This window comes from Mesorhizobium sp. YR577 (assembly GCF_900116595.1).
Classification (GTDB): Bacteria; Pseudomonadota; Alphaproteobacteria; order Rhizobiales; family Rhizobiaceae; genus Mesorhizobium_M.
In genome coordinates this window covers 14,803-32,756 of record NZ_FPBI01000022.1, presented here as the reverse complement: position 1 = coordinate 32,756, position 17,954 = coordinate 14,803, and the positions used below count along the sequence as shown (strand labels likewise).

Annotated in this window: 22 protein-coding genes; 6 read left to right on the top strand and 16 right to left on the bottom strand. The window is 60.4% G+C overall.

Annotated elements, in window-relative coordinates:
* Positions 1-199: 199 nt before the first annotated feature.
* Entirely contained in the window at positions 200-919 is a 720-nt protein-coding gene (locus BM413_RS25415) for a response regulator (RefSeq protein WP_091917656.1), read from the bottom strand.
* On the bottom strand, positions 906-1,439 hold the full coding sequence (locus BM413_RS25410) for a MarR family winged helix-turn-helix transcriptional regulator (protein ID WP_091917655.1): 534 nt from the start codon (positions 1,437-1,439) through the stop codon (positions 906-908). The genes BM413_RS25415 and BM413_RS25410 overlap by 14 nt, the downstream gene beginning before the upstream one ends.
* Before the next feature lie 245 nt (positions 1,440-1,684).
* Here BM413_RS25410 and BM413_RS25405 point away from each other — a divergent pair, with 245 nt between their 5' ends.
* The 3 genes from BM413_RS25405 (at position 1,685) to BM413_RS25395 (ending at position 3,782) form a co-directional block, all read left to right on the top strand.
* Positions 1,685-2,578, top strand: a complete 894-nt coding sequence (locus tag BM413_RS25405; RefSeq protein WP_091917712.1) for a branched-chain amino acid aminotransferase — start codon at positions 1,685-1,687, stop codon at positions 2,576-2,578.
* A 158-nt stretch (positions 2,579-2,736) separates the two neighbouring features.
* On the top strand, positions 2,737-3,021 hold the full coding sequence (locus BM413_RS25400) for a hypothetical protein (protein ID WP_091917654.1): 285 nt from the start codon (positions 2,737-2,739) through the stop codon (positions 3,019-3,021).
* Between the two features lie 116 nt (positions 3,022-3,137).
* Positions 3,138-3,782, top strand: coding sequence for an MBL fold metallo-hydrolase (locus tag BM413_RS25395; protein ID WP_091917653.1), 645 nt, complete (start codon positions 3,138-3,140; stop codon positions 3,780-3,782).
* Positions 3,783-3,786: 4 nt separating this feature from the next.
* Here BM413_RS25395 and pqqE read toward each other — a convergent pair whose 3' ends face one another.
* From pqqE to pqqB, 4 genes are read right to left on the bottom strand one after another with little or no spacing between them, the layout of a single operon-like run.
* Positions 3,787-4,914: a pyrroloquinoline quinone biosynthesis protein PqqE gene (gene pqqE, locus BM413_RS25390; RefSeq protein WP_091917652.1), complete on the bottom strand. Its 1,128-nt coding sequence runs from the start codon at positions 4,912-4,914 to the stop codon at positions 3,787-3,789.
* Positions 4,911-5,207, bottom strand: a complete 297-nt coding sequence (gene pqqD, locus BM413_RS25385; RefSeq protein ID WP_091917651.1) for a pyrroloquinoline quinone biosynthesis peptide chaperone PqqD — start codon at positions 5,205-5,207, stop codon at positions 4,911-4,913. The genes pqqE and pqqD overlap by 4 nt, the downstream gene beginning before the upstream one ends.
* Entirely contained in the window at positions 5,204-5,962 is a 759-nt protein-coding gene (gene pqqC / locus BM413_RS25380) for a pyrroloquinoline-quinone synthase PqqC (protein ID WP_091917650.1), read from the bottom strand. Before pqqC ends, pqqD begins: the two co-directional genes overlap by 4 nt.
* Positions 5,959-6,897 (bottom strand): pyrroloquinoline quinone biosynthesis protein PqqB, encoded by a 939-nt coding sequence (gene pqqB / locus BM413_RS25375; protein WP_091917649.1) that lies wholly within the window; start codon positions 6,895-6,897, stop codon positions 5,959-5,961. Before pqqB ends, pqqC begins: the two co-directional genes overlap by 4 nt.
* Between pqqB and BM413_RS33255 the strand changes: the two genes are divergently transcribed.
* Complete coding sequence (locus BM413_RS33255) at positions 6,896-7,228, top strand: hypothetical protein (RefSeq protein ID WP_162931578.1); 333 nt, start codon at positions 6,896-6,898, stop codon at positions 7,226-7,228. The two genes, pqqB and BM413_RS33255, sit on opposite strands and share 2 nt — an antisense overlap.
* A 65-nt stretch (positions 7,229-7,293) precedes the next feature.
* Here BM413_RS33255 and BM413_RS25370 read toward each other — a convergent pair whose 3' ends face one another.
* From BM413_RS25370 to BM413_RS25355, 4 genes are all read right to left on the bottom strand, one after another.
* On the bottom strand, positions 7,294-7,854 hold the full coding sequence (locus BM413_RS25370) for a PQQ-dependent catabolism-associated CXXCW motif protein (protein WP_091917648.1): 561 nt from the start codon (positions 7,852-7,854) through the stop codon (positions 7,294-7,296).
* 59 nt (positions 7,855-7,913) lie between these two features.
* Positions 7,914-8,774, bottom strand: a complete 861-nt coding sequence (locus tag BM413_RS25365; RefSeq protein ID WP_244538024.1) for a substrate-binding domain-containing protein — start codon at positions 8,772-8,774, stop codon at positions 7,914-7,916.
* A 5-nt stretch (positions 8,775-8,779) separates the two neighbouring features.
* A complete protein-coding gene (locus BM413_RS25360; RefSeq protein WP_091917646.1) occupies positions 8,780-9,307 on the bottom strand; it encodes a c-type cytochrome, methanol metabolism-related in 528 nt (175 codons plus the stop codon).
* Between the two features lie 171 nt (positions 9,308-9,478).
* Complete coding sequence (locus tag BM413_RS25355) at positions 9,479-11,380, bottom strand: methanol/ethanol family PQQ-dependent dehydrogenase (protein WP_091917645.1); 1,902 nt, start codon at positions 11,378-11,380, stop codon at positions 9,479-9,481.
* 677 nt (positions 11,381-12,057) lie between these two features.
* Between BM413_RS25355 and BM413_RS25350 the strand changes: the two genes are divergently transcribed.
* A complete protein-coding gene (locus tag BM413_RS25350) occupies positions 12,058-12,402 on the top strand; it encodes a hypothetical protein (protein WP_162931579.1) in 345 nt (114 codons plus the stop codon).
* 58 nt (positions 12,403-12,460) lie between these two features.
* Here BM413_RS25350 and BM413_RS25345 read toward each other — a convergent pair whose 3' ends face one another.
* The 6 genes from BM413_RS25345 to BM413_RS25320 form a co-directional block, all read right to left on the bottom strand.
* Positions 12,461-13,300, bottom strand: a complete 840-nt coding sequence (locus tag BM413_RS25345; RefSeq protein WP_091917643.1) for a quinoprotein dehydrogenase-associated SoxYZ-like carrier — start codon at positions 13,298-13,300, stop codon at positions 12,461-12,463.
* A 99-nt stretch (positions 13,301-13,399) separates the two neighbouring features.
* Positions 13,400-14,359: a quinoprotein relay system zinc metallohydrolase 2 gene (locus BM413_RS25340; protein WP_091917642.1), complete on the bottom strand. Its 960-nt coding sequence runs from the start codon at positions 14,357-14,359 to the stop codon at positions 13,400-13,402.
* 32 nt (positions 14,360-14,391) lie between these two features.
* Positions 14,392-15,132 carry an ABC transporter ATP-binding protein gene (locus BM413_RS25335; RefSeq protein WP_091917641.1) on the bottom strand — a complete coding sequence of 247 codons (741 nt, stop codon included), beginning with the start codon at positions 15,130-15,132 and terminating at the stop codon, positions 14,392-14,394.
* Positions 15,101-15,934 (bottom strand): ABC transporter permease, encoded by an 834-nt coding sequence (locus BM413_RS25330; protein WP_091917640.1) that lies wholly within the window; start codon positions 15,932-15,934, stop codon positions 15,101-15,103. Before BM413_RS25330 ends, BM413_RS25335 begins: the two co-directional genes overlap by 32 nt.
* The gene (locus BM413_RS25325) at positions 15,931-16,923 is read right to left on the bottom strand and encodes an ABC transporter substrate-binding protein (protein WP_091917639.1); all 993 of its coding nucleotides are present in this window, start codon (positions 16,921-16,923) and stop codon (positions 15,931-15,933) included. Before BM413_RS25325 ends, BM413_RS25330 begins: the two co-directional genes overlap by 4 nt.
* A gap of 44 nt (positions 16,924-16,967) precedes the next feature.
* The gene (locus BM413_RS25320; protein ID WP_091917638.1) at positions 16,968-17,177 is read right to left on the bottom strand and encodes a hypothetical protein; all 210 of its coding nucleotides are present in this window, start codon (positions 17,175-17,177) and stop codon (positions 16,968-16,970) included.
* Positions 17,178-17,554: 377 nt separating this feature from the next.
* Between BM413_RS25320 and BM413_RS25315 the strand changes: the two genes are divergently transcribed.
* On the top strand, positions 17,555-17,935 hold the full coding sequence (locus tag BM413_RS25315) for a c-type cytochrome (protein WP_091917637.1): 381 nt from the start codon (positions 17,555-17,557) through the stop codon (positions 17,933-17,935).
* Positions 17,936-17,954: the final 19 nt, after the last annotated feature.

The following is a 17,954-nucleotide window of genomic DNA, read 5'->3' as shown; positions in this document are numbered from 1 at the left end:
CGGACAGGCGAGAAGAGCCTAGAGAAATCAAACGGTTAGGTGCGCAGTCCAGTGTGCGCCGCCGTTTGAGTTCATTGCGTTGTTTCGAAGACGAAAGCGCAACACCAAACCCGGTCCGATCCGATCAATATAGGGAGTTCGGGCCGATTCCCAATCGGAAACGCGGGCGTCCGATAAAGACGCCCAACGTTGCAGGCGCCTATTCGACACTCAGCCGGTAGCCGATGCCGCGAACCGTCTGCAGCCAGACCGGATTGGACGGATCGCGCTCGATCTTGCGGCGCAGCCGGTTGATCTGGACGTCGATCGTGCGCTCGCCGACATCGGATTCCCCGGCGACAAGCTCGTGGCGTGGAATGGTTTCGCCCGCACGCTCGGCAAAGATCGCAAGAATCTCCTGCTCGCGGTCGGTGAGTTTCAGCGGTTCGCCGCCCTTCTTCAGTTCGCGCTTGGCGATCTGGAATGTGTAGGGGCCGAATACCAGCTGCTCGACCTTTGGTGTGGCCGCCGGCCCGCCACGGCGCAAAATATTGTTGATGCGCAGGATGAGCTCGCGCGGATCGAACGGCTTGGGCAGATAATCGTCCGCACCGGCTTCCAGCCCAGTGATGCGGCTGTCGGTTTCCGACAGCGCCGTCAGCATCAGGATCGGTACGGATTTCTCTGCACGCAGCGACTTCGTCAGGTCGACGCCGTTCTCGCCGGGCATCATGACATCGAGGATCAGCAGATCGAAATCGAGCCCGGCCAGCTTGCGCCGAGCCTCGCCGGCATTGCCGGCGACGGTGATGCGGAAGCCGTTCTCGCTGAGATACTGCTTCAGCAGGTTGCGGATGCGGGTGTCATCATCGACGACAAGGAGATGCGGTGCATCATCTTCCGGCGCTGTCGGATGGTCGGCTATCTCATTCGTCTCCATGGCTCTCCCTCAGCGCATTTCCCGGCAGATTGTCAATCTGCGCTCTTAATTCCGGGTTGACCATCGCTTTGAGGAATTGTTCGATCCCTTCGCGCTCGGTCGCTCGTGCACTCTCCAATGCCGCACTGATGCGGCGTGACTGTGGCCGGGCCAGGTCCAGAGCCAGCGCGCGGCCCTTTTCGGTTGGATAGAGCTCACGCTGACGCCGATCGCGCGGCCCCTGTATCTGTATGACATGGCCGGTGTCGATCAATTGCTTCAGGACGCGCGCAAGGCTCTGCTTGGTGATTTTCAAGACGTCGAGCAGTTCGGCAACCGTCAATCCGGGCATCCGGTTCACGAAATGCAGGATGCGATGATGCGCGCGGCCGAAGCCGTATTCTGCCAAAATCTGGTCCGGGTCGGAAGTGAAATCTCGATAGGCGAAGAAGAGCAGCTCGATGATGGCCAGATCGATGCCATCCTCGTTGGAGAGTGCGGTTCTGATTGGTTTGGCATCCTTGCCGTTACGATCTGCCATGGGTCTCCTGTGAGGTCGCTCAAATTTATGTCAGCCTTGTTGACATATTTTAGCGGCACTGGTAATTTTTGCCAAGCTTTTCGGCCAATTGCGAACGAAAAGGCAAGCCTCAGCCGTTTTTTCCGGAACTTCGTGAGTTTGCCTTGTCGATCATATCGGCCAAGGCTTCAAGCCATCAATCGACATTGTGGCTGGTGTATTTCGACCCCGAAACGTGTGCGGGCGAGGACCCGCTGGAGGATATCATGGCATCCGTTCCCTTCGATCAGCTGGATGGTTTCATCTGGATGAATGGTGAGTTCGTAAAGTGGGCTGATGCCAAGATTCACGTACTCACGCACGGTTTGCACTATGCAAGTGCTGTATTCGAGGGCGAGCGCGCCTATGGCGGCGAGATTTTCAAGCTGACGGAGCATACGGAGCGCCTGCATGAGTCGGCGCGTATTCTCGGCTTCACGATTCCCTATTCGGTCACCGAGATCGACGATGCCTGCCGTGTGCTCTTGAAGAAGCAGGGTCTTCTGGACGCCTATGTGCGGCCGATCGCCTGGCGCGGCAGCGAGATGATGGGCGTTGCGGCGCAAAGCAACCGCATTAACTGCGCCATCGCCATCTGGCAGTGGCCGAGCTATTTCGACCCGGCGCAGAAGCTGAAGGGCATCCGCCTCGACCTGGCCGAATATCGCCGTCCCGATCCGCTTACGGCGCCATCGAAGTCGAAGGCTGCCGGCCTCTACATGATCTGCACCCTGTCCAAGCATGCGGCGGAAGCCAAGGGCTATGCTGACGCGATGATGCTCGACTGGCGCGGCCAGGTGGCGGAGGCGACCGGCGCCAACATCTTCTTCGTGAGGGATGGCAAGCTCCACACGCCCAAGGCCGATTGCTTCCTGGACGGCATCACCCGCCGCACGGTGATCGGGTTGGCTAAGGATCGCGGGATCGAAGTAATCGAGCGCGCAATCCTGCCGGAAGAGCTTGAAGGTTTCGAGCAATGCTTCCTGACCGGCACGGCGGCGGAAGTTACGCCGGTGTCCGAAGTTGGCCCATACAGCTTCCAGGTTGGTGAAATCGCCAAGACGCTGATGGAGGATTACTACGCCGCCGTTCAGCCCAGGCAGGCGATTGCTGCCGAATAAGACCACGTCGATCGCCACCAAAGAAGCGTTTTCTTGCGGGCTGCCTTCGGGCAGCCCGTGTCATTTCAGCGGCTTAGCATTTGACTTTCGTCTAAATCGGCGTCTCATGTTGCTCATCGACTCGCGCGAGTCGGTTTTACTGTTGGAGGGATAGTAATATGGAAGCGCTTCTTCCGATCATCATACAGCTGGTAACCGGCGCCGTAGGCGGCCTCGGAGTTGGTGCGGCACTCAAGCAGGCAGCGATGAGTGCAGCGGTAAAAGTGATCTCGGGTGCCGTTGGCGGCGTTGCTGGCGGGCAGATTCTGACGAATGTTCTGAGTGATCCCAATGTTGCGGGCGCCCTGTCGGGTTCGCTCGGCAATGCAGTTGGCGGTGTGGTCGGCGGCGGTGTGCTGACGGCAATCGTCGGTGCCGTCATGGGCGCCATGAACAAGCGCTGAGCGCTACAAATTCCAGATCACGGGCGGTCTTCGGGCCGCCCGTTTTGTTTGGGCAATGCGGTGGACGCTGGGAACGATCCTGCATAAGTATCGCCTGACAAAGCGAAAGGAAAATCATGGGTCAGCTCAATGCGGGCATCATTCCGGTCACTGCCTTCCAGCAGAACTGCACGATCCTGTTCGATACCGAGACCAAGACGGGCGTCGTGGTCGATCCCGGCGGCGATGTCGACCGGATACTGGCGGCATTGAAGGACAACGGCATCACCATCACGGCGATCTGGTTGACCCATGGCCATATCGACCATGCCGGTGGGGCGATGGAGCTCAAGGAGAAGCTCGGCGTCGACGTCATCGGACCGCATGAGGCCGACCAGTTCCTGCTCGACAATATCGAAACCCAGGCCGAGCGCTTTGGCCTGGCGAAGGACGAGGTGCGCAACTGCGTGCCCGACCGCTATCTCACCGAGGGCGAAACGGTTTCCTTCGGCGACCATGTTTTCGAAGTGCTGCATTGCCCCGGCCACGCGCCCGGCCATGTCGTCTTCTACAATCGCGATGCGAAATTCGCCCATGTCGGCGATGTGCTGTTCCACGGCTCTGTCGGCCGTACCGACCTGCCGGGCGGCGATCACGAGGCGCTGATTTCCTCGATCAAAAACAAACTTCTGCCGCTGGGCGACGATATTGGCTTCATCTGCGGCCACGGCCCGGGCGGGAAGTTTGGCGAAGAGCGGCGCAGCAATCCGTTCCTAGTCTGAGACGCTAAACCGGCTCCTGCACGGCGGCGATGCGGCGATAGACGAATGTGGTCGCCTCGTTGCTGCCATCGGCGCGAGCGGTGGCCAGCGCGTCCTCGATCAGCATGCTCATACGCGCATGGATCGGCGATTTCGCGCAGGCCGGGTCGGTGGCAGCCGGATCGCCGGCGATTGCCATGGCCTGGCAGCGGCAGCCGCCCCAGTCGATCTCGCGGCGGTCGCAGCTTCGGCAGGGTTCCTGCATCCAGCCGGTGCCGCGGAAGGCGTTGAATGCCGGCGAGTCGGTCCAGATTTCAGCGAGCGAGCGGTCGCCGAAGCGTTCGAATGTCAGCGTGCGAATGGTGTGCGCGGCATGGCAAGGCAGCACCGTGCCATCGGGCGCGACCATGAAAGCGTCTCGCGCCCAGCCGCCCATGCATGGCTTGGGGTAGGTGGCGAAGTAATCCGGCGTGACGAAATCGATGTTCATGATGCCGCGCAGGCGTTCGCGTGCGGTCTCGACGATTTCCACCTGCCGTTCCACGGCAGCCCGGTCCGGCATCAGGGCGTCGCGATTGACCAGCGCCCAGCCCGAATATTGCACATTGGCGATTTCCAGCCTTTCAGCGCCGAGTGACAGCGCAAGCTCGATAAAATCCGGCACTTCCTCGATATTGTGCCGGTGGATCGGCGCGTTGACGGTGAGCGGCAGGCCCGCCGCCTTGATGCGCCGCGCCGTTTCCAGCTTCTTCTCATGGCTGCCGCGATTGTTGCCGATGCGCTCGGTGGTCGCGGCGCGTGCACCCTGGAAACTCAATTGCACATGATCGAGGCCGGCCTCGGCCAGCGCGCGGATGCGGCCTTCGGCAATGCCGACGCCGGCGGTGATGAGATTGGTGTAGACGCCGCGCGAGGAAAGCCCGGCGACGAGTTGCTCCAGGTCTCGGCGCAGGGTCGGCTCGCCGCCGGAAAGATGGACCTGCAGAACGCCGAGATCAGCCGCTTGGCGGAAAAGATAAAGCCAGGTCTGCGTATCGAGTTCGCGATTGGCCTTCATCAGTTCCGTCGGGTTGGAACAATAAGGGCATTGCAGCGGGCAGCGATGGGTCAGTTCCGCGAGCATGCCGATCGGGGGCAAAAGAGGTTCGCTCATAGCTTCACCAGCAGGTTGTCGGACCATTCCTGGAGGAACGCGGTGACGTCGGCGGCAACGTCTTCCTCCGCAGCATCATATTCCGCCGCCAGATTGGCGATGATGGTTCCGACATCTGCCTTGCCGTCGCAGCGGCGCAGGATGTCGAGGCTGATGTCGTTCGGCCAGAACACCTTCTCCGGCGAGAGAACCGACCAGGCCTGCCGCACCGGATCGAACTGGATGCGAACATGGCGCGGCAGGGAAGGGGTCGCCTGAAGCGTGACAATCCTGCGTTCGCGGGTCAGTGTCATCCGCGCTCCTCCGGCCGAAAGGCACCCGGCGGGATGTGGCCCGCCTCGCCATAGGCATGCATCAGCGCATCGAGCATTGCCCACAGTATATCGCATTTGAAGACCAGCGCATCGATTACCGACTGCTGGCGCTCGGGGTTGTCGGCGTGGGCCAGCACATAGGCGAGTGCAAAATCGGAATCGCGCGAGGCCTGATCCGGCCGCGGCTTGAAATAGGCGAGGATGTCTTCGGTGACGTAATCATATTTCGCCAGCATCGCCGGCACGCGCTCGGCAATGATGACCGGCGAAAACAGTTCCGTCAGCGATGAGCCGACGGCCTCCAGCAGCGTGCGGTTGGTGCAGAAGGAAAGATAGGCGCCGACCGCGAAGCGCGTTGCCGGAAGCGCCAGCCGCTCGCCGATCACATCTTCCGCTGGGAGACCGAGGCCGGTCGCCAGCTTGAGCCAGCGGGCGATACCGCCGTTCCAGCCGTCTGCGCCGTCGTGATCTTCGATGCGCTTGCGCCATTCGGCCCGGAAGGCAGGGTCTTCGGCGCGCGCCAGGATCATCGCGTCCTTGCGCGGAATGACCGACTGATAGCAGTAGCGGTTGAGCGCCCAGGCCTGCATCTGGCCTTTCGTCAGTGCGCCTTGTGTCATCTGGTGATGAAACGGGTGAAGGTTGTGGTAGCGCTCGGCGCCGACCTGGCGCAGCACGGCTTCGAACTGCTGTCTGGTTAGCCCGTTCTTGGCGGCGTTATGGAAATCGCTCACAATTCTATCTCCATGCCGTCATAGCCGACTTCCCAGCCTGCGGACCTGACTGCCGCATGCTCGTGCGAATTCTCGTCGAGGACCGGGTTGGTGTTGTTGATGTGGACGAAGATGCGCCGGGAAATCGGCACATCCGCCAGCCGGACGATGGAGCCGCTTTCCCCTGACATGGCAAGGTGCCCCATGCGGGCGCCTGTCTTGGTGCCGACGCCTGCCGTTACCATTTCATCGTCGGTGTAGACCGTGCCGTCGAAGAGCAGGCAGGAGGCGCCTGAAAGCCGCTGGCGGAGATCCGGATCGACCCGCGCGCAGCCGGGAATGTAGAAAGCCGAGTTCTCCGGCCTGGAACCGGCAAGCCTTACAGCGATCGTATCGCCGCTGTCCGAGCCGAAATTGTCGTTCGGCCGGCTGGTGTCCTCGAGATAGAGCGCGATCTTGCCCGGCACGGCGAAAGTCTCGATGCGCACACCGGTCTCGTTTCCCTCGGCGTCTTGAATGCTGGTCTCCTGATTTTCCATGAGCCTGTGGCGCGGGACAATGGACGGATCGAGCACATTGAAGATCGAATTCGCTCGCAGTGCCGACAGCACCTGCTCGGTGGCATAGATCGCGAATGGCTGACGCTCGCGCAGGCTGAGCAGGCCTGCGACATGGTCGACGTCGGCATTCGTCAGCACCACGGCGCGGATAGGCGTGGAGCGCAACGCGTCGTCAGGTTGGGGCTGCAGTTCCGGCGTTTCCGCAATCTGCTGGCGGATATCGGGGGACGCATTGAAAAGCACCCAGCCCCGCCCGTCGGCGGACGCGGCGAGACTGGATTGCGTCCTTGGTCTCACGCCTGCGTTGCCCGCGCGTGCCGCACGGCTGAGCCGGTAGTTGCAGTTCCATTGCGGGAATCCGCCGCCCGCCGCCGATCCGATGATCTTCACGCGCATGGCGAAGTCCGTCTTGCAAATTTCCAGTCAACCACCATTCTCCCCTGCCAAGCGCAATGCCTGCAAGGTCAAATTTCAAACCATTACGGCCCAAGCGGTCATGAACGGCGCGTGCCCCTGCAAGCAGTGGGCACGCGCCTTCTTGGCCTACTTCTTGGGAGTGATTTCAGCAGGCAGATACCGCGAAATTTCCATTCCTGCCGATACCTGGCACATTGTAGGCTTCGTCCAGCTCTTCTTCATGTCTTTCTCCTTTGTACCGGCCCCAAAGGCCGATTCCTTCGATCCTCAACCATTGCCTTGGCACCTATGTGCAATGGTCCGTCCATAAATGGACTAATGAAACAGCAGGTGCTTAAATAGCTAAACAAACTTATGTGAACATCCGTTCCGAAACTATCCGCCAGCCAGCGGCTTCTTCTCCTCCAGCGGAAATCCTGCTTTTTCCCAGCCATCGGCACCCGCTGGATACCAGATCACCGAGCTGTGGCCCCATTCGATCGCGCGCCTGGCAGCGTTCCAGGACATCCAGCAATCGGTCATGCAATAAAACAGGATAGGGCGGGCCTTGTCGTTGCCGGTATGCGCCGAAAGGCCGTCGCGGAAATAGGCTTCCTGTTCCTTCGTCAAGGCGCCGTAGCCGACATTGGCAAGCCACACGCTGCCGGGAATATCGCTGCGAGGCTTGTCGCGCCAGATCGTGCCGGCGGGCAGGTTTGCCGGCTTCGGCGTGTTGGGCATGACGTCGAAGAAGACCGCCTTCTTTTCCCGCCACAAGGCCTGAGCCTCGGCCGTCGTCACCACCTGCGCGCCGTGCAAGGTCTCAGGCGTGGGGGCACGATATTCGTCCGTGCGGTAGCCGTCCGGCTCGGCGACATCGCCGGCGAAAGCCGCCGGCAGATGCATCGAACTCAAAAGGCCCGCAACGAGCAGCAAGATCGTTCCCTTTCTTTTCATCGTCTTCGGCATTTCCGCCTTGGCGCCGGTAGCCTGTTGCTGCCGGCTGATTTCAGCCTCTATTCCGTAATCGGTTGGTCGCGCTCATCGAGCAGCGGCACGTTGTATTCGAGCAGGAGCTTGTTGATCTCGCCCTGATTGTCCTTGATGAAGTTGTTCAGCGTGCGCTTCCATTCCTGGTCGGACGGGCGCACGCCCATGGTGATGCGATAGACCATGCGCGAGCCGGTCTTTTCCTTGACCAGCGGCACGACGGCGAGATCGGCGTTAGCCTGCTTGGCGTAGTAGCCGGCCATCGGACCCCACAGCACCGCCACATCGATGACGCCGGCAAGCATGTCCTTGATCATGACCTCGGCCATGGAGGGAGCCAGCCGGGTGTCGACCATCAGCGGGTAGTTCTTGGCCTTCTTCATCAGCTTGGCGGCAGCCATGTTCGCCGATGGCGGCGTGCCGCCGACGATGCCGAGCCGCTTGTCGGCAAGCTTGGGATCCTCGATCGTCTCGACGCCGTCGAGATCGCCACCCTTCTTGTAAACCATCACATAGGTCGAGCGGTAATAGGCGTTGGTGTTCTGCACCAGCTCGTCGCCCTGGGCATAGCCCATGATGATGTCGCAACGATTGGCGCGAAGCGTGTTGCGCACGAAGCCGGTGGCCATCGGGAACCACGTGTAGGCCACGGACTTGCGCCCGAGCTTGGAAGCGACGAGTTCGGCGAGCTTGTTTTCAAAACCCTGGCCGTTCTCGTCGGTGAAAGGCATGTTGGAGGGGTCTGCGCAAACGCGCAACACGTCCGGGTCGACCAGTTCGCCGGCTGCACCCAGGCCGGCACCTTGAGCGAAGGCGGAGCCGGGCAGGGCGACCGTCAGTGCCAGGGCAGCTGCGGCCCACCGGAAACGGGGAAATTTGTGCCCCAATGCCATCATCCACCCATGCATGAAGATTCGTGGTCTTTTGCGGCCTGCGGCTTGTCGGCTTTCTTGGCCGGACGTCCGCGTGGCAGGTCGCCGACGGCGCGGGCGCGCAGGTAGACGTAGAGGTCGTCCATGTAGCAATAGACGTTCTTGTTGTCGCCAAAGGCCGGCATCACGTTTTCCTTGCCGCCGCCGACATTCTTGCGGCCCTCGGCAACGACGGAAAGGAAGGTTCCGTAGTCCATCGTCTTGAGCGAATCGGCCAGTGCGGGAGCGTAGCTCGAACCAACGCCGTCCGGGCCGTGGCAGACGTGGCAGTCCGAATTGAAGCGGCGATAGCCGCTGAATGTGTACCAGTCGACAGTGCCGTCGTCCTGAATCTTGTATGTCGGGTTTCCATCCGCATCGACATATTTCCCGTCATCGTCGGAGACTGCCGCCGCCTTCTCCTTGCTATCTTGTGCTTGTGCCGGACCAGTGCCGGCGACCGCAAGAAGGGAGAGGGCGAGAGCGGAGAGTACGATGCGAACAGACATTCAAAACCTCATGTTTCAACGCGTCACGGCACGAACCGTTTTTCGAAGTTTCTGCGCGGCACGTGCTTATGTCAGTGAAGGCGAGAGCCCGGGACGGATTGTCGGTTCGTTCCGGGCTCTCGTTACTCAATGCCTTGCAAGCGCAAGGTTCAGTCGTTCAGCTCCGGACGATCAGTCCGGCAAGCCGAAGACGGTCAGCTGACCACCGAGCGTGGTGTATTCAGCCAGTCCGGCGTAGCCACCGACGGCACCAAGACCTGCCGTGCCGACCACTGCTGCTTCGTCGCCCTGGGCGCGGCCCTGATCGACGGCACCGTGCCATGCAGCGGCGTTTTCAGGCGCCATCAATCCGCCAGCCAGACCGATGCCGGCCCAGCCGCCAACGCCCGACAGAACGGCAATGTACTGCTTGCCCTTGTGCTCGAACGTGTTGATGTTGCCGATGATGCCGGAAGGGGTCTTGAACTTGTAGAGTTCCTTGCCTTCCTTATCGACTGCCTTGATGTAGCCTTCGAGCGTGCCGTAGAAGACAACGTCGCCTTCGGTGGCGAGAGCGCCTGACCAGACCGAGAACTGCTCGGGCTTGGACCAGACGATTTCACCCTTGGCGGCGTCCCAGGCAATGAAGTTGCCCATGCCGCCGTGGCTGTCAGGTGCCGGATACATCGACACCGTGGCGCCGACATAAGGCTGACCAGCGGTGTAACTTACCCGGTAGGGCTCATAGTCCATGCAGACATGGTTGGTCGGCACATAGAACAGACCGGTCTTCGGCGAATAGGCTGCCGGCTGCTGGTCCTTCGTGCCGAGTGCCGCCGGGCAGATGCCCGTCGAGTTGGTGTCTTCGCCATTCTGCTGGGTCGAGTATTTGGCGACGACCTGCGGGCGGCCATACTGGTCGCTCTTGGGGTCCATGATGACTTCCGTCGCCCAGTTCACCTTCGGGTCGTATTTCTTGGCGACCAGAAGTTCACCGGATTCACGATCCATCGTGTAGGCGAAGCCGTTACGGTCGAAATGCACCAGAACGTCATGCTTCTTGCCGTTGACGTCCATGCCGTCGACAAGGATCATCTCGTTGACGCCGTCGTAGTCCCACTCGTCATGCGGGGTCATCTGATAGAGCCACTTGGCTACACCAGTATCCGCATCGCGGGCCATGATGGTCATCGACCAGCGATTGTCGCCGGGCCGCTGCACAGGGTTCCAGGTCGAAGGATTGCCGGTGCCGTAGTAGACGAGGTTCAGCTTCGGATCATAGGCATACCAGCCCCAGGTCGCGCCGCCGCCCGTCTTCCACTGCTCGCCTTCCCAGGTGTTGGTGCCGGAATCCGGGCCAACTGGCTTGCCGAGCTGCGTGGTCTTTTCAGGATCGATCAGCGTGTCCTTGTCCGGGCCCATCGAATAGGCCTTCCAGGCAACCGAGCCGTCCTTCAGGTTGTAGGCAGCAGTCCAGCCGCGAACACCAAATTCACCGCCGGAGATGCCGATGATGACCTTGTCCTTGACGACCATTGGTGCGGCCGTGCCGGATTCGCCCTTGCTGCCGTCGGCAGCATCGCCGTTCTTGACCGACCATGCGACCTTGCCGGTCTTGGCGTCCAGCGCCGTAACCGTCGTGTCCGCCTGGTTGATGATGATCTTGCCGTCACCGTAGGCTACGCCGCGATTGACCGTGTCGCAGCACATGATCGGGATGACGTTCGGATCCTGCTTGGGTTCGTACTTCCAGAGAATCTTGCCATCGTTGTTCAGGTCGAGCGCGTAAACGATGTTCGGGAAAGGCGTGTGCACATACATCACGTCGCCTATCACAAGCGGCCCGCCTTCATGGCCGCGCAGCACGCCGGTGGAGAACGTCCACTTGACCTGCAGGTTCTTCACATTCTCGGCAGTGATCTCTTTAAGCTTGGAGAAGCGGGTATTGGCGTAGTCGCCCGTAGGCATCGCCCAGTTCTTGGCGTCGTCCGCCAGTTTTATCAAGTCGTCGTTGGCCAGTGCTCCATAAGCCGTGGTGCAGGTCAGAAACGCCGCGGCTAATGAGATGTACTTAGCTTTATTGAGTGCACGCATTCGAAATCCTCCCGGGGTTCACAATCAGGAATCGACCGTCGCGCCCACGAGGGCTTGCCCAAGCGATTCATGTGGGGGAAGTATTTCCGGCAGCGTGTCACGACCTAAGCCAGATAAGCAGAGGGCACCGTTACCGCCCACCTCACTTGGCCTACGAAAGACTGTCGCCGCTCCCTAATGACGGTGACGCCCTTGAAGCCGGAAACAAGGAAAGGCTATGTCATAAAAATTTTCATGGCAAGCAGAAACCTCCAATATTATATTGCAGTGCAATATAATAAATACTGCATCGCAATATAAATGATTCTAGACTTGTATGAAGTTAATATTAGAGAAAAATTGCCTTTGTGATGGCACTGATAGGCTCAAATTCTATCATTGAATGATCTTATAAAGAGAAGCTGGATCGTATTTCTTTCTTGTATATTTAGAGTTTTCGCACCTGCAAGCATGGAGTGTATCGAGTAAGCCAAACTAGTGCCGATGGATGAAACAATGGCTTGATTTCGATTTTTTATGGTTGCGATGCATGCCGCCGAAACAGGGTCTTTAGAGGCATTTGACGCCCATCCAGAGCTTTCAGGGGCCCGATCGCCACATCCTCCTTTGGTCCTATATGGCAAGTTGACCGATCGGATCACATATTGCCAACTGGCAAAACACGGGAGGATTTGACCATGTTTTCGAGATTGCCGATCTTTCTGGCTACGGCCGTCACCCTGGCGGGAATCGTCCCGTCCTATGCGGAGAGCGACTATCCCACCTCTGCCCTGGCCGACTATGTCTATGGCTGCATGAAATCCAACGGCGAAACCCGCGACATGCTCGATCGCTGCTCATGCTCGATCGACGTGATCGCCTCGGTCATTCCCTATGACCATTACGTCACGGCTGAGACCTTCAAGCGCATGGGCCTGACCACGGGCGAGGCGTCCGGGCTGTTCAAGGAGAGCGCGGTGGCAAAGGCGTCCCTCACCGAGCTGAAGAGGGCGCAGGCGGAAGCCGACATCCGCTGCTTCTGAGAGGCTGCCTGCTCTACTCTGCCGGCCATCTGACGCGGCAGAGCGAGTTCTCAAGAGCTTATAGGCCGGTCGCCTCCAGCGGCCACTGGTTGCGGAACACGTTGCCGTCGGTGTCGGTTGCCTCGACGCGGATTTCGTCACTTCCGGCCGGCTTGTAGTCGAAGCGGAAATTCGGATCCTCGGAAATCGAGATACCACCCTCCATACTCAGGATCTGGCGATTCCCTTGAGAAATCAGCAGCTTCTGGACGAAATGCGGCGGGATGAAATACTGGGTGATCGGGTCCTTCTGCAGTCCCGAATTGTTCGGATGACGAATCATCAGTTGCAATTCCGGGACTTTGGCGCCGCTCGAGGCATCTTCCGCGAACTGGCGCAATTTCATCTGGCCCATGGTCTTCTTCGCCTCGTCCGCGTTCTTGACCGCCGGTGCCGAGCAGCCGCCGGATGCCTTGACGTAGGTCTGGACCATATGGAGCTGGCCATCCTGCGTCTCGGCAATCGCGCGGATGTAGGAATAGTCGTTGACCCGCATGCGCGTTGCCAGATGGGTGATGCCGGAATCCTTGCCGAACTGGAACGTCGCCGCGACCGGGGCGGGATTGACGTCGACGATGACGGTTATGGCTTTCACGCCGTCCGGCGCCTTTGCCGGGTCGATATAGATATCGATCGGGACAAGGGCTGCGTCCTGCGCGCGCTTGGGTGCCTCAAGCCTGAGGAGGCCGGTGTCGAGCTGGATCGCGCGGTCGCCGAAGACATCCGGCTTCAACCCGTCCCATATCTTGCTGGCGGGCGGGCTGGCGGTTTCCGCATACGCTGCCCCCGGCAAGCTGCCGGCCATGCCGACAAGGCAAGCCGCTACCGCCGCTATTCGCGCGTGACGTAAAATGTGCATTCCAATGCCTCCACCAGGTCGAGAGGTGGTGCCCAGGCTGATAAAATCATAGTCCTCGATCGATGCCTTGGCAAACGGGCTGTCTTTCACCTTACCGTGTCATTCCCATTCGAGTTCGGCATAGGCGGCGGTGGCGTTGCGCTGGTTGTATTCGTCAAAAAGCGCCCAGTTGTCCTTCTCGCTCAAGCCGGCTGTCTGCACTGCCTCGCTGAGCGGCGTACCGCCGGCAATGGCCTCGCGCAGATCGGTGGCCAGCGCCTGGAAATAGCGAAGCTCAGGAACAAGCGCGTCCGGCCAGTCCGATGGAACCGGGCCATGGCCCGGAACGGCGCGTGCAGCCTTGATATCCGTCAACGTGCCAAGCTGATCTATCCAGCCGAGAAAGGAACCGTCCAGCGTCGGCAGGTGACCCCTGAAGACGAGGTCGCCGGTGAAGAACGTCCTGGTTGCGGTGTCGAAAACGGTGAGATCATTGTCGGTATGGGCGGGCTTCCAGGCGCGCAACTCGATGCTGCGTCCGCCGAGGTCTAGCGTCATCGGGTCGGTGACGACGACCGTCGGCGGCACGATCTCGATGCCTTTCATCAAGCCTTCGCCGATCTGGTTGCGGTAGCTTTGAAGGTAGAACTCACCTCGTGCTTCCAAAGCGCGCGGCAGGTTGTGATGACCGACGATCGTTGCGCCGATGTCGCGGAAGGCGGCGTTGCCGAAAATATGGTCGGGGTGCATATGCGTGCTGATCAGGTATTTGACCGGTCTGTCGGTGACCTCGCGGATCGCAGCGATGAAGGCTTCGGCCTCGATCATGCTGCCGCCGCTGTCGACGACGGCAACGGCCTCCTTGCCGACGATGACCCCGAGATTGCAGATCGCGCCCTGGTTGGTCTCCGTCATCAACTCGTTCACGCCGGAGAAAGCGTAGATACCGTCACCAATGTTCTTGAGCATGAAATCGCGGCCGGCGGCGATCGCCGGCAGGCAACAAGGCGGCAGGAAAGCGCCGGCGCCTACACAGGCAAATCCCTTGACCACTTGCCGCCGGAAAAGATCGGTTCTCATGGCTCAGCCTTTCCTGTTCGTTCCTGCCGGCATCACAACACATCCGCGAACTTTTCGCGAAAGGAACGTCCGAGATCGCTCATGACCTGCGGGTTGCGATATTGCCGCGGCAAACGCACATCGAAGATCCCGCGCACATGGCCGGGGCGGGGCGACAGAACGATGATGCGATCCGACAGCATCAGCGCCTCGCGCACATTGTGCGTCACCATCAGCGCCGTCGTCGGCCGGGCCGACCAGACGGATAGCAGGAGATAACGCAGCCGCTCCGCCGTCTGCTCGTCGAGCGAAACGAAGGGCTCATCGAGGAAAAGCACCGCTGGCTCGGTGGCAAAGGCGCGCGCCAGCGCCACGCGGCGCGCAAGCCCGAGCGAAAGCTCGGATGGATAGAGCGAGCGCATCGTCGACAGGCCAAGGGTCTGGAACAGGGAATCGAGATTTGCCTGCCTCAGGCTCTTGGGCAGCGCCAGGCGGATGTTTTCTTCGACGGTGCGCCAGGGCAGGAGGGTCGGCTCCTGGAAGACGGCGGCGACGCGGTTGTGTTCGCCTTCGGGCAGTCGAAACGAGCCGCTAAAGTCTTTTTCGAGTCCGAGCAGAATGCGCAGCGTCGTCGTCTTGCCGCAGCCCGATGGTCCGAGCAGGCAAGCGAATTCGCCATGCCGGACTTCGAAGGACAGATCTTTCAGCGCCGTGACCGATACGCCTTGCGCCGAGCGGAAGGTCTTTTCGGCTATGTCCACCCTAAGCGGGGCGACGGCGCCAACGGGTTGCATGTCGTTCAAAGGGCTGCACCAGAAGAAGTTCGATGAGGAGCATGATCGCGACGAAAGTCAGCGTGTAGGCAAGGATCGCGGCGACGTCGAAAAGCTGGAAGTAGAGATAGATCTGAAAGCCGACGCCGTTGGAGCGGCCGAGCAGTTCGACCACCAGCACGATCTTCCAGATCAGCGCGATACCGGATCTGGACGCTGCGGCGAAATAGGGCTGAAGCTGCGGCAGGAGAACGTGGCGGACACGGTCGAGCGCGCTGAAGCGATAGACCTGTGCCATCTCGCGATAGCGCGGATCAAGCGCACGAGCGCCTTCGCGCATGGTGACGATGACATTCGGTATCTTGTTGACGGCAACGGCGCCGATGGCCGCGACTTCGTTGAGGCCGAACCAGATATAGGCGAGCACGATGATGACCAGCGCCGGCACGTTCAGGAACAGGATGACCCAGGCGTTGAAGAACTGGTCGGCGCGCCGATAGCTGCCGAGGGCGATGCCGATGACGGAACCGATCGTCATCGCCAGCACGAACGAGGCGGCGACGCGGGCGAGCGTCATGCCGAGATGGTATGGTAACTCGCCACTTACGGTGTCCTTGACCAGAACCTGCCAGACCTGACCGGGGTGCGGAAAGGCCCTGCTCGGCCACATCGTTGCGGCGAGGCTCCACAGCAGGAAGAGGCCGACCAGCGAGATCAGGACTGTCAGTGCGGGCGTCAGCGCTTGTCCGAGGGCGCTTGAATTACTGGATGACCTGCCCGGCTGGCTCTGCTGGTCCTCGGAATTCGCTTCGCGCAGCGTCATCTGGTCAATCCCGACCAGAACGTGCCCGGTGCCATTTCGCGCGCTTCTCCAACGAGCTTCTCGCCACCGACCGCGGCGAGCACGGCATACAATTTTGCGGCGTCGGCTTCTTCTTCCGCAATCGGCCGCGTCGGAATGCCTTCGCGGTAGCGGTCGCGAAGTTTTTCGAGTTCCTTGCCTTCCGCGCGCATCAGCGGTGCGAGGCGAAGCCATTCCCCGTCCGATTGCGCCAGCAGTTGCTTCGCAGCGGCGGAAGCCTTGACGAAACCGATGGCGGCGGCCTGGTTTTCTTGCGCCCATTTCTCGTGGAAAATGTAGCCCAGGGCTGACACCGCGCCAGTTGCACCCAGTGCCTTTGCTGCTTCATTCGCGCCGACTAGACGGCGAAAGCCGTTGGCTTCGAGACGCGCGCAGAAATGCCAGAAGTTCAGCACAGCATCGAGTTCGCCATCCATCGCCTTTTCGGCAAGCAGCGGCGGTGCGCCGTAGACGATGTCGTTCTCAGTCGGCAGGTCGACCTCGAAGTCGCGCTTGGCCATGGCCTGGATGAGCAGCCAGCTCTTGTCGATCGGCCCGCCAGCGACGCCGATCTTCTTTTCCTTGAGGTCGGAGACGGTTTTGACCGGCGAATCCTGCTTGACCATGATTGCGCCGACCGCGGTCGAATAGGGCACCAGCGTCAGGTCTTCGCCGGACGAGCGCTGGCGCGAGACCCACAGCCAGTCCGAAACGATCATGTCGACTTCGCCTGCGAGCAAAGCGACGTTGGTGGCATCCTCACCAGCGAAATTGACGACGTCCAGCTCGATGCCGTTGGCGGTGTCGAGCTGGTGCTGTTTTATGGTGTCCAGCTCCCAGCTGACCGTGCCGAATTTCAACACGCCGATGCGAACCTTGCCGGCGGCATAGCCGGAGCCGCAGCGCGACGCAAAGACGCCGGTCAGCCCGAGAGCTGCCAGTCGTAGGATGTTGCGTCGTGAAATCAGCAAATCGTCTCCTCCCAAAGACAGGCCGATGGATCAGGTATCCGCAGTCAGATCGCGCGCCCCTTGTCGGGGAATGCGCATTTCCAGCGAACGATCTTGAACGTCGGGTGCTCGCTCGACCATTTTGCCAATTCGGCCGGAGCCAGGATCATGCATTGCATGAGAGAGCCATGGCTCTCGAAATAGAGATGTTCGTCGCGGCAATTGCCGGGGTTTGCGGTCAGGCAAACCGTCAGGACGAGATCGACCATATCCATTTCAGCACCTTTCGCCACTGTTGGCGCTCGCCCATGATCGGCCCGGCGGATGTCACATCCGGTTCCGATCGCCCGTTGCCCGCGTTTCCCCAAGGTGCCATTGGGAAACCTTGGGAAAGGCTACGCGTTCACCCTTATTGCGTCAATAACGATGGCCGAAGGGAACTTGTTTCACTTGGCGCAAATGCGCAGGGCAGCACCTTGGTATGATTGACTTCCGGCATTCACCGACTAGCTTCCCTTGTCGCGAGTGCCGCAATTCCAACAAGGGATGGCTGGATACTCCGCATACCCGCATCAAAAGGGCGAGCCGGCGGGAGGAAAAGAGCGGCATCGCCCGTCGTTCAGGGCACCCTGACGATCAATGGGGAAATACCATGCGCTCAATTGTACTTTTCGCAGCCCTATCCACCGCCAGCATGCTGGTCAGCCACGCCCAAGCGCAGGACGCAGCCGCCGGTGAGAAGGTCTTTGCCAAATGCAAGGCCTGCCATGTCGCCGATGAAGACAAGAACAAGATCGGGCCTTCGCTGCACGGCCTGATCGGCCGGACGGCGGGAACCCATGAGGGGTTCAAATATTCGCCGGCCATGGTCGCTGCGGGTGCGGGTGGGCTCGTCTGGGACGAGGCCCATCTTAAGGACTATCTGCATGATCCGAAGGCGAAAGTTCCAGGCACGAAGATGGCGTTCCCCGGCTTGAAGTCGGATGACGATATCGCCAATGTCGTCGCATATCTGAAGCAATTCACGCCGTAACCACAAGGTTGACGAGCGC

What these genes read in the sequence shown, in the direction of transcription:
- BM413_RS25340 (WP_091917642.1), bottom strand. Translation starts at nt 14,359, where the DNA reads ATGAGAACCGATCTTTTCCGGCGGCAAGTGGTCAAGGGATTTGCCTGT.
- pqqB (WP_091917649.1), bottom strand. Translation starts at nt 6,897, where the DNA reads ATGCGCGTGAAGATCATCGGATCGGCGGCGGGCGGCGGATTCCCGCAA.
- BM413_RS33255 (WP_162931578.1), top strand. Translation starts at nt 6,896, where the DNA reads ATGGCGAAGTCCGTCTTGCAAATTTCCAGTCAACCACCATTCTCCCCT.
- pqqE (WP_091917652.1), bottom strand. Translation starts at nt 4,914, where the DNA reads ATGAGCGAACCTCTTTTGCCCCCGATCGGCATGCTCGCGGAACTGACC.
- BM413_RS25370 (WP_091917648.1), bottom strand. Translation starts at nt 7,854, where the DNA reads ATGAAAAGAAAGGGAACGATCTTGCTGCTCGTTGCGGGCCTTTTGAGT.
- BM413_RS25355 (WP_091917645.1), bottom strand. Translation starts at nt 11,380, where the DNA reads ATGCGTGCACTCAATAAAGCTAAGTACATCTCATTAGCCGCGGCGTTT.
- BM413_RS25395 (WP_091917653.1), top strand. Translation starts at nt 3,138, where the DNA reads ATGGGTCAGCTCAATGCGGGCATCATTCCGGTCACTGCCTTCCAGCAG.
- BM413_RS25335 (WP_091917641.1), bottom strand. Translation starts at nt 15,132, where the DNA reads ATGCAACCCGTTGGCGCCGTCGCCCCGCTTAGGGTGGACATAGCCGAA.
- BM413_RS25415 (WP_091917656.1), bottom strand. Translation starts at nt 919, where the DNA reads ATGGAGACGAATGAGATAGCCGACCATCCGACAGCGCCGGAAGATGAT.
- BM413_RS25345 (WP_091917643.1), bottom strand. Translation starts at nt 13,300, where the DNA reads ATGCACATTTTACGTCACGCGCGAATAGCGGCGGTAGCGGCTTGCCTT.
- BM413_RS25400 (WP_091917654.1), top strand. Translation starts at nt 2,737, where the DNA reads ATGGAAGCGCTTCTTCCGATCATCATACAGCTGGTAACCGGCGCCGTA.
- pqqD (WP_091917651.1), bottom strand. Translation starts at nt 5,207, where the DNA reads ATGACACTGACCCGCGAACGCAGGATTGTCACGCTTCAGGCGACCCCT.
- BM413_RS25320 (WP_091917638.1), bottom strand. Translation starts at nt 17,177, where the DNA reads ATGGATATGGTCGATCTCGTCCTGACGGTTTGCCTGACCGCAAACCCC.
- BM413_RS25315 (WP_091917637.1), top strand. Translation starts at nt 17,555, where the DNA reads ATGCGCTCAATTGTACTTTTCGCAGCCCTATCCACCGCCAGCATGCTG.
- BM413_RS25405 (WP_091917712.1), top strand. Translation starts at nt 1,685, where the DNA reads ATGGCATCCGTTCCCTTCGATCAGCTGGATGGTTTCATCTGGATGAAT.
- BM413_RS25360 (WP_091917646.1), bottom strand. Translation starts at nt 9,307, where the DNA reads ATGTCTGTTCGCATCGTACTCTCCGCTCTCGCCCTCTCCCTTCTTGCG.
- BM413_RS25350 (WP_162931579.1), top strand. Translation starts at nt 12,058, where the DNA reads ATGTTTTCGAGATTGCCGATCTTTCTGGCTACGGCCGTCACCCTGGCG.
- BM413_RS25410 (WP_091917655.1), bottom strand. Translation starts at nt 1,439, where the DNA reads ATGGCAGATCGTAACGGCAAGGATGCCAAACCAATCAGAACCGCACTC.
- BM413_RS25330 (WP_091917640.1), bottom strand. Translation starts at nt 15,934, where the DNA reads ATGACGCTGCGCGAAGCGAATTCCGAGGACCAGCAGAGCCAGCCGGGC.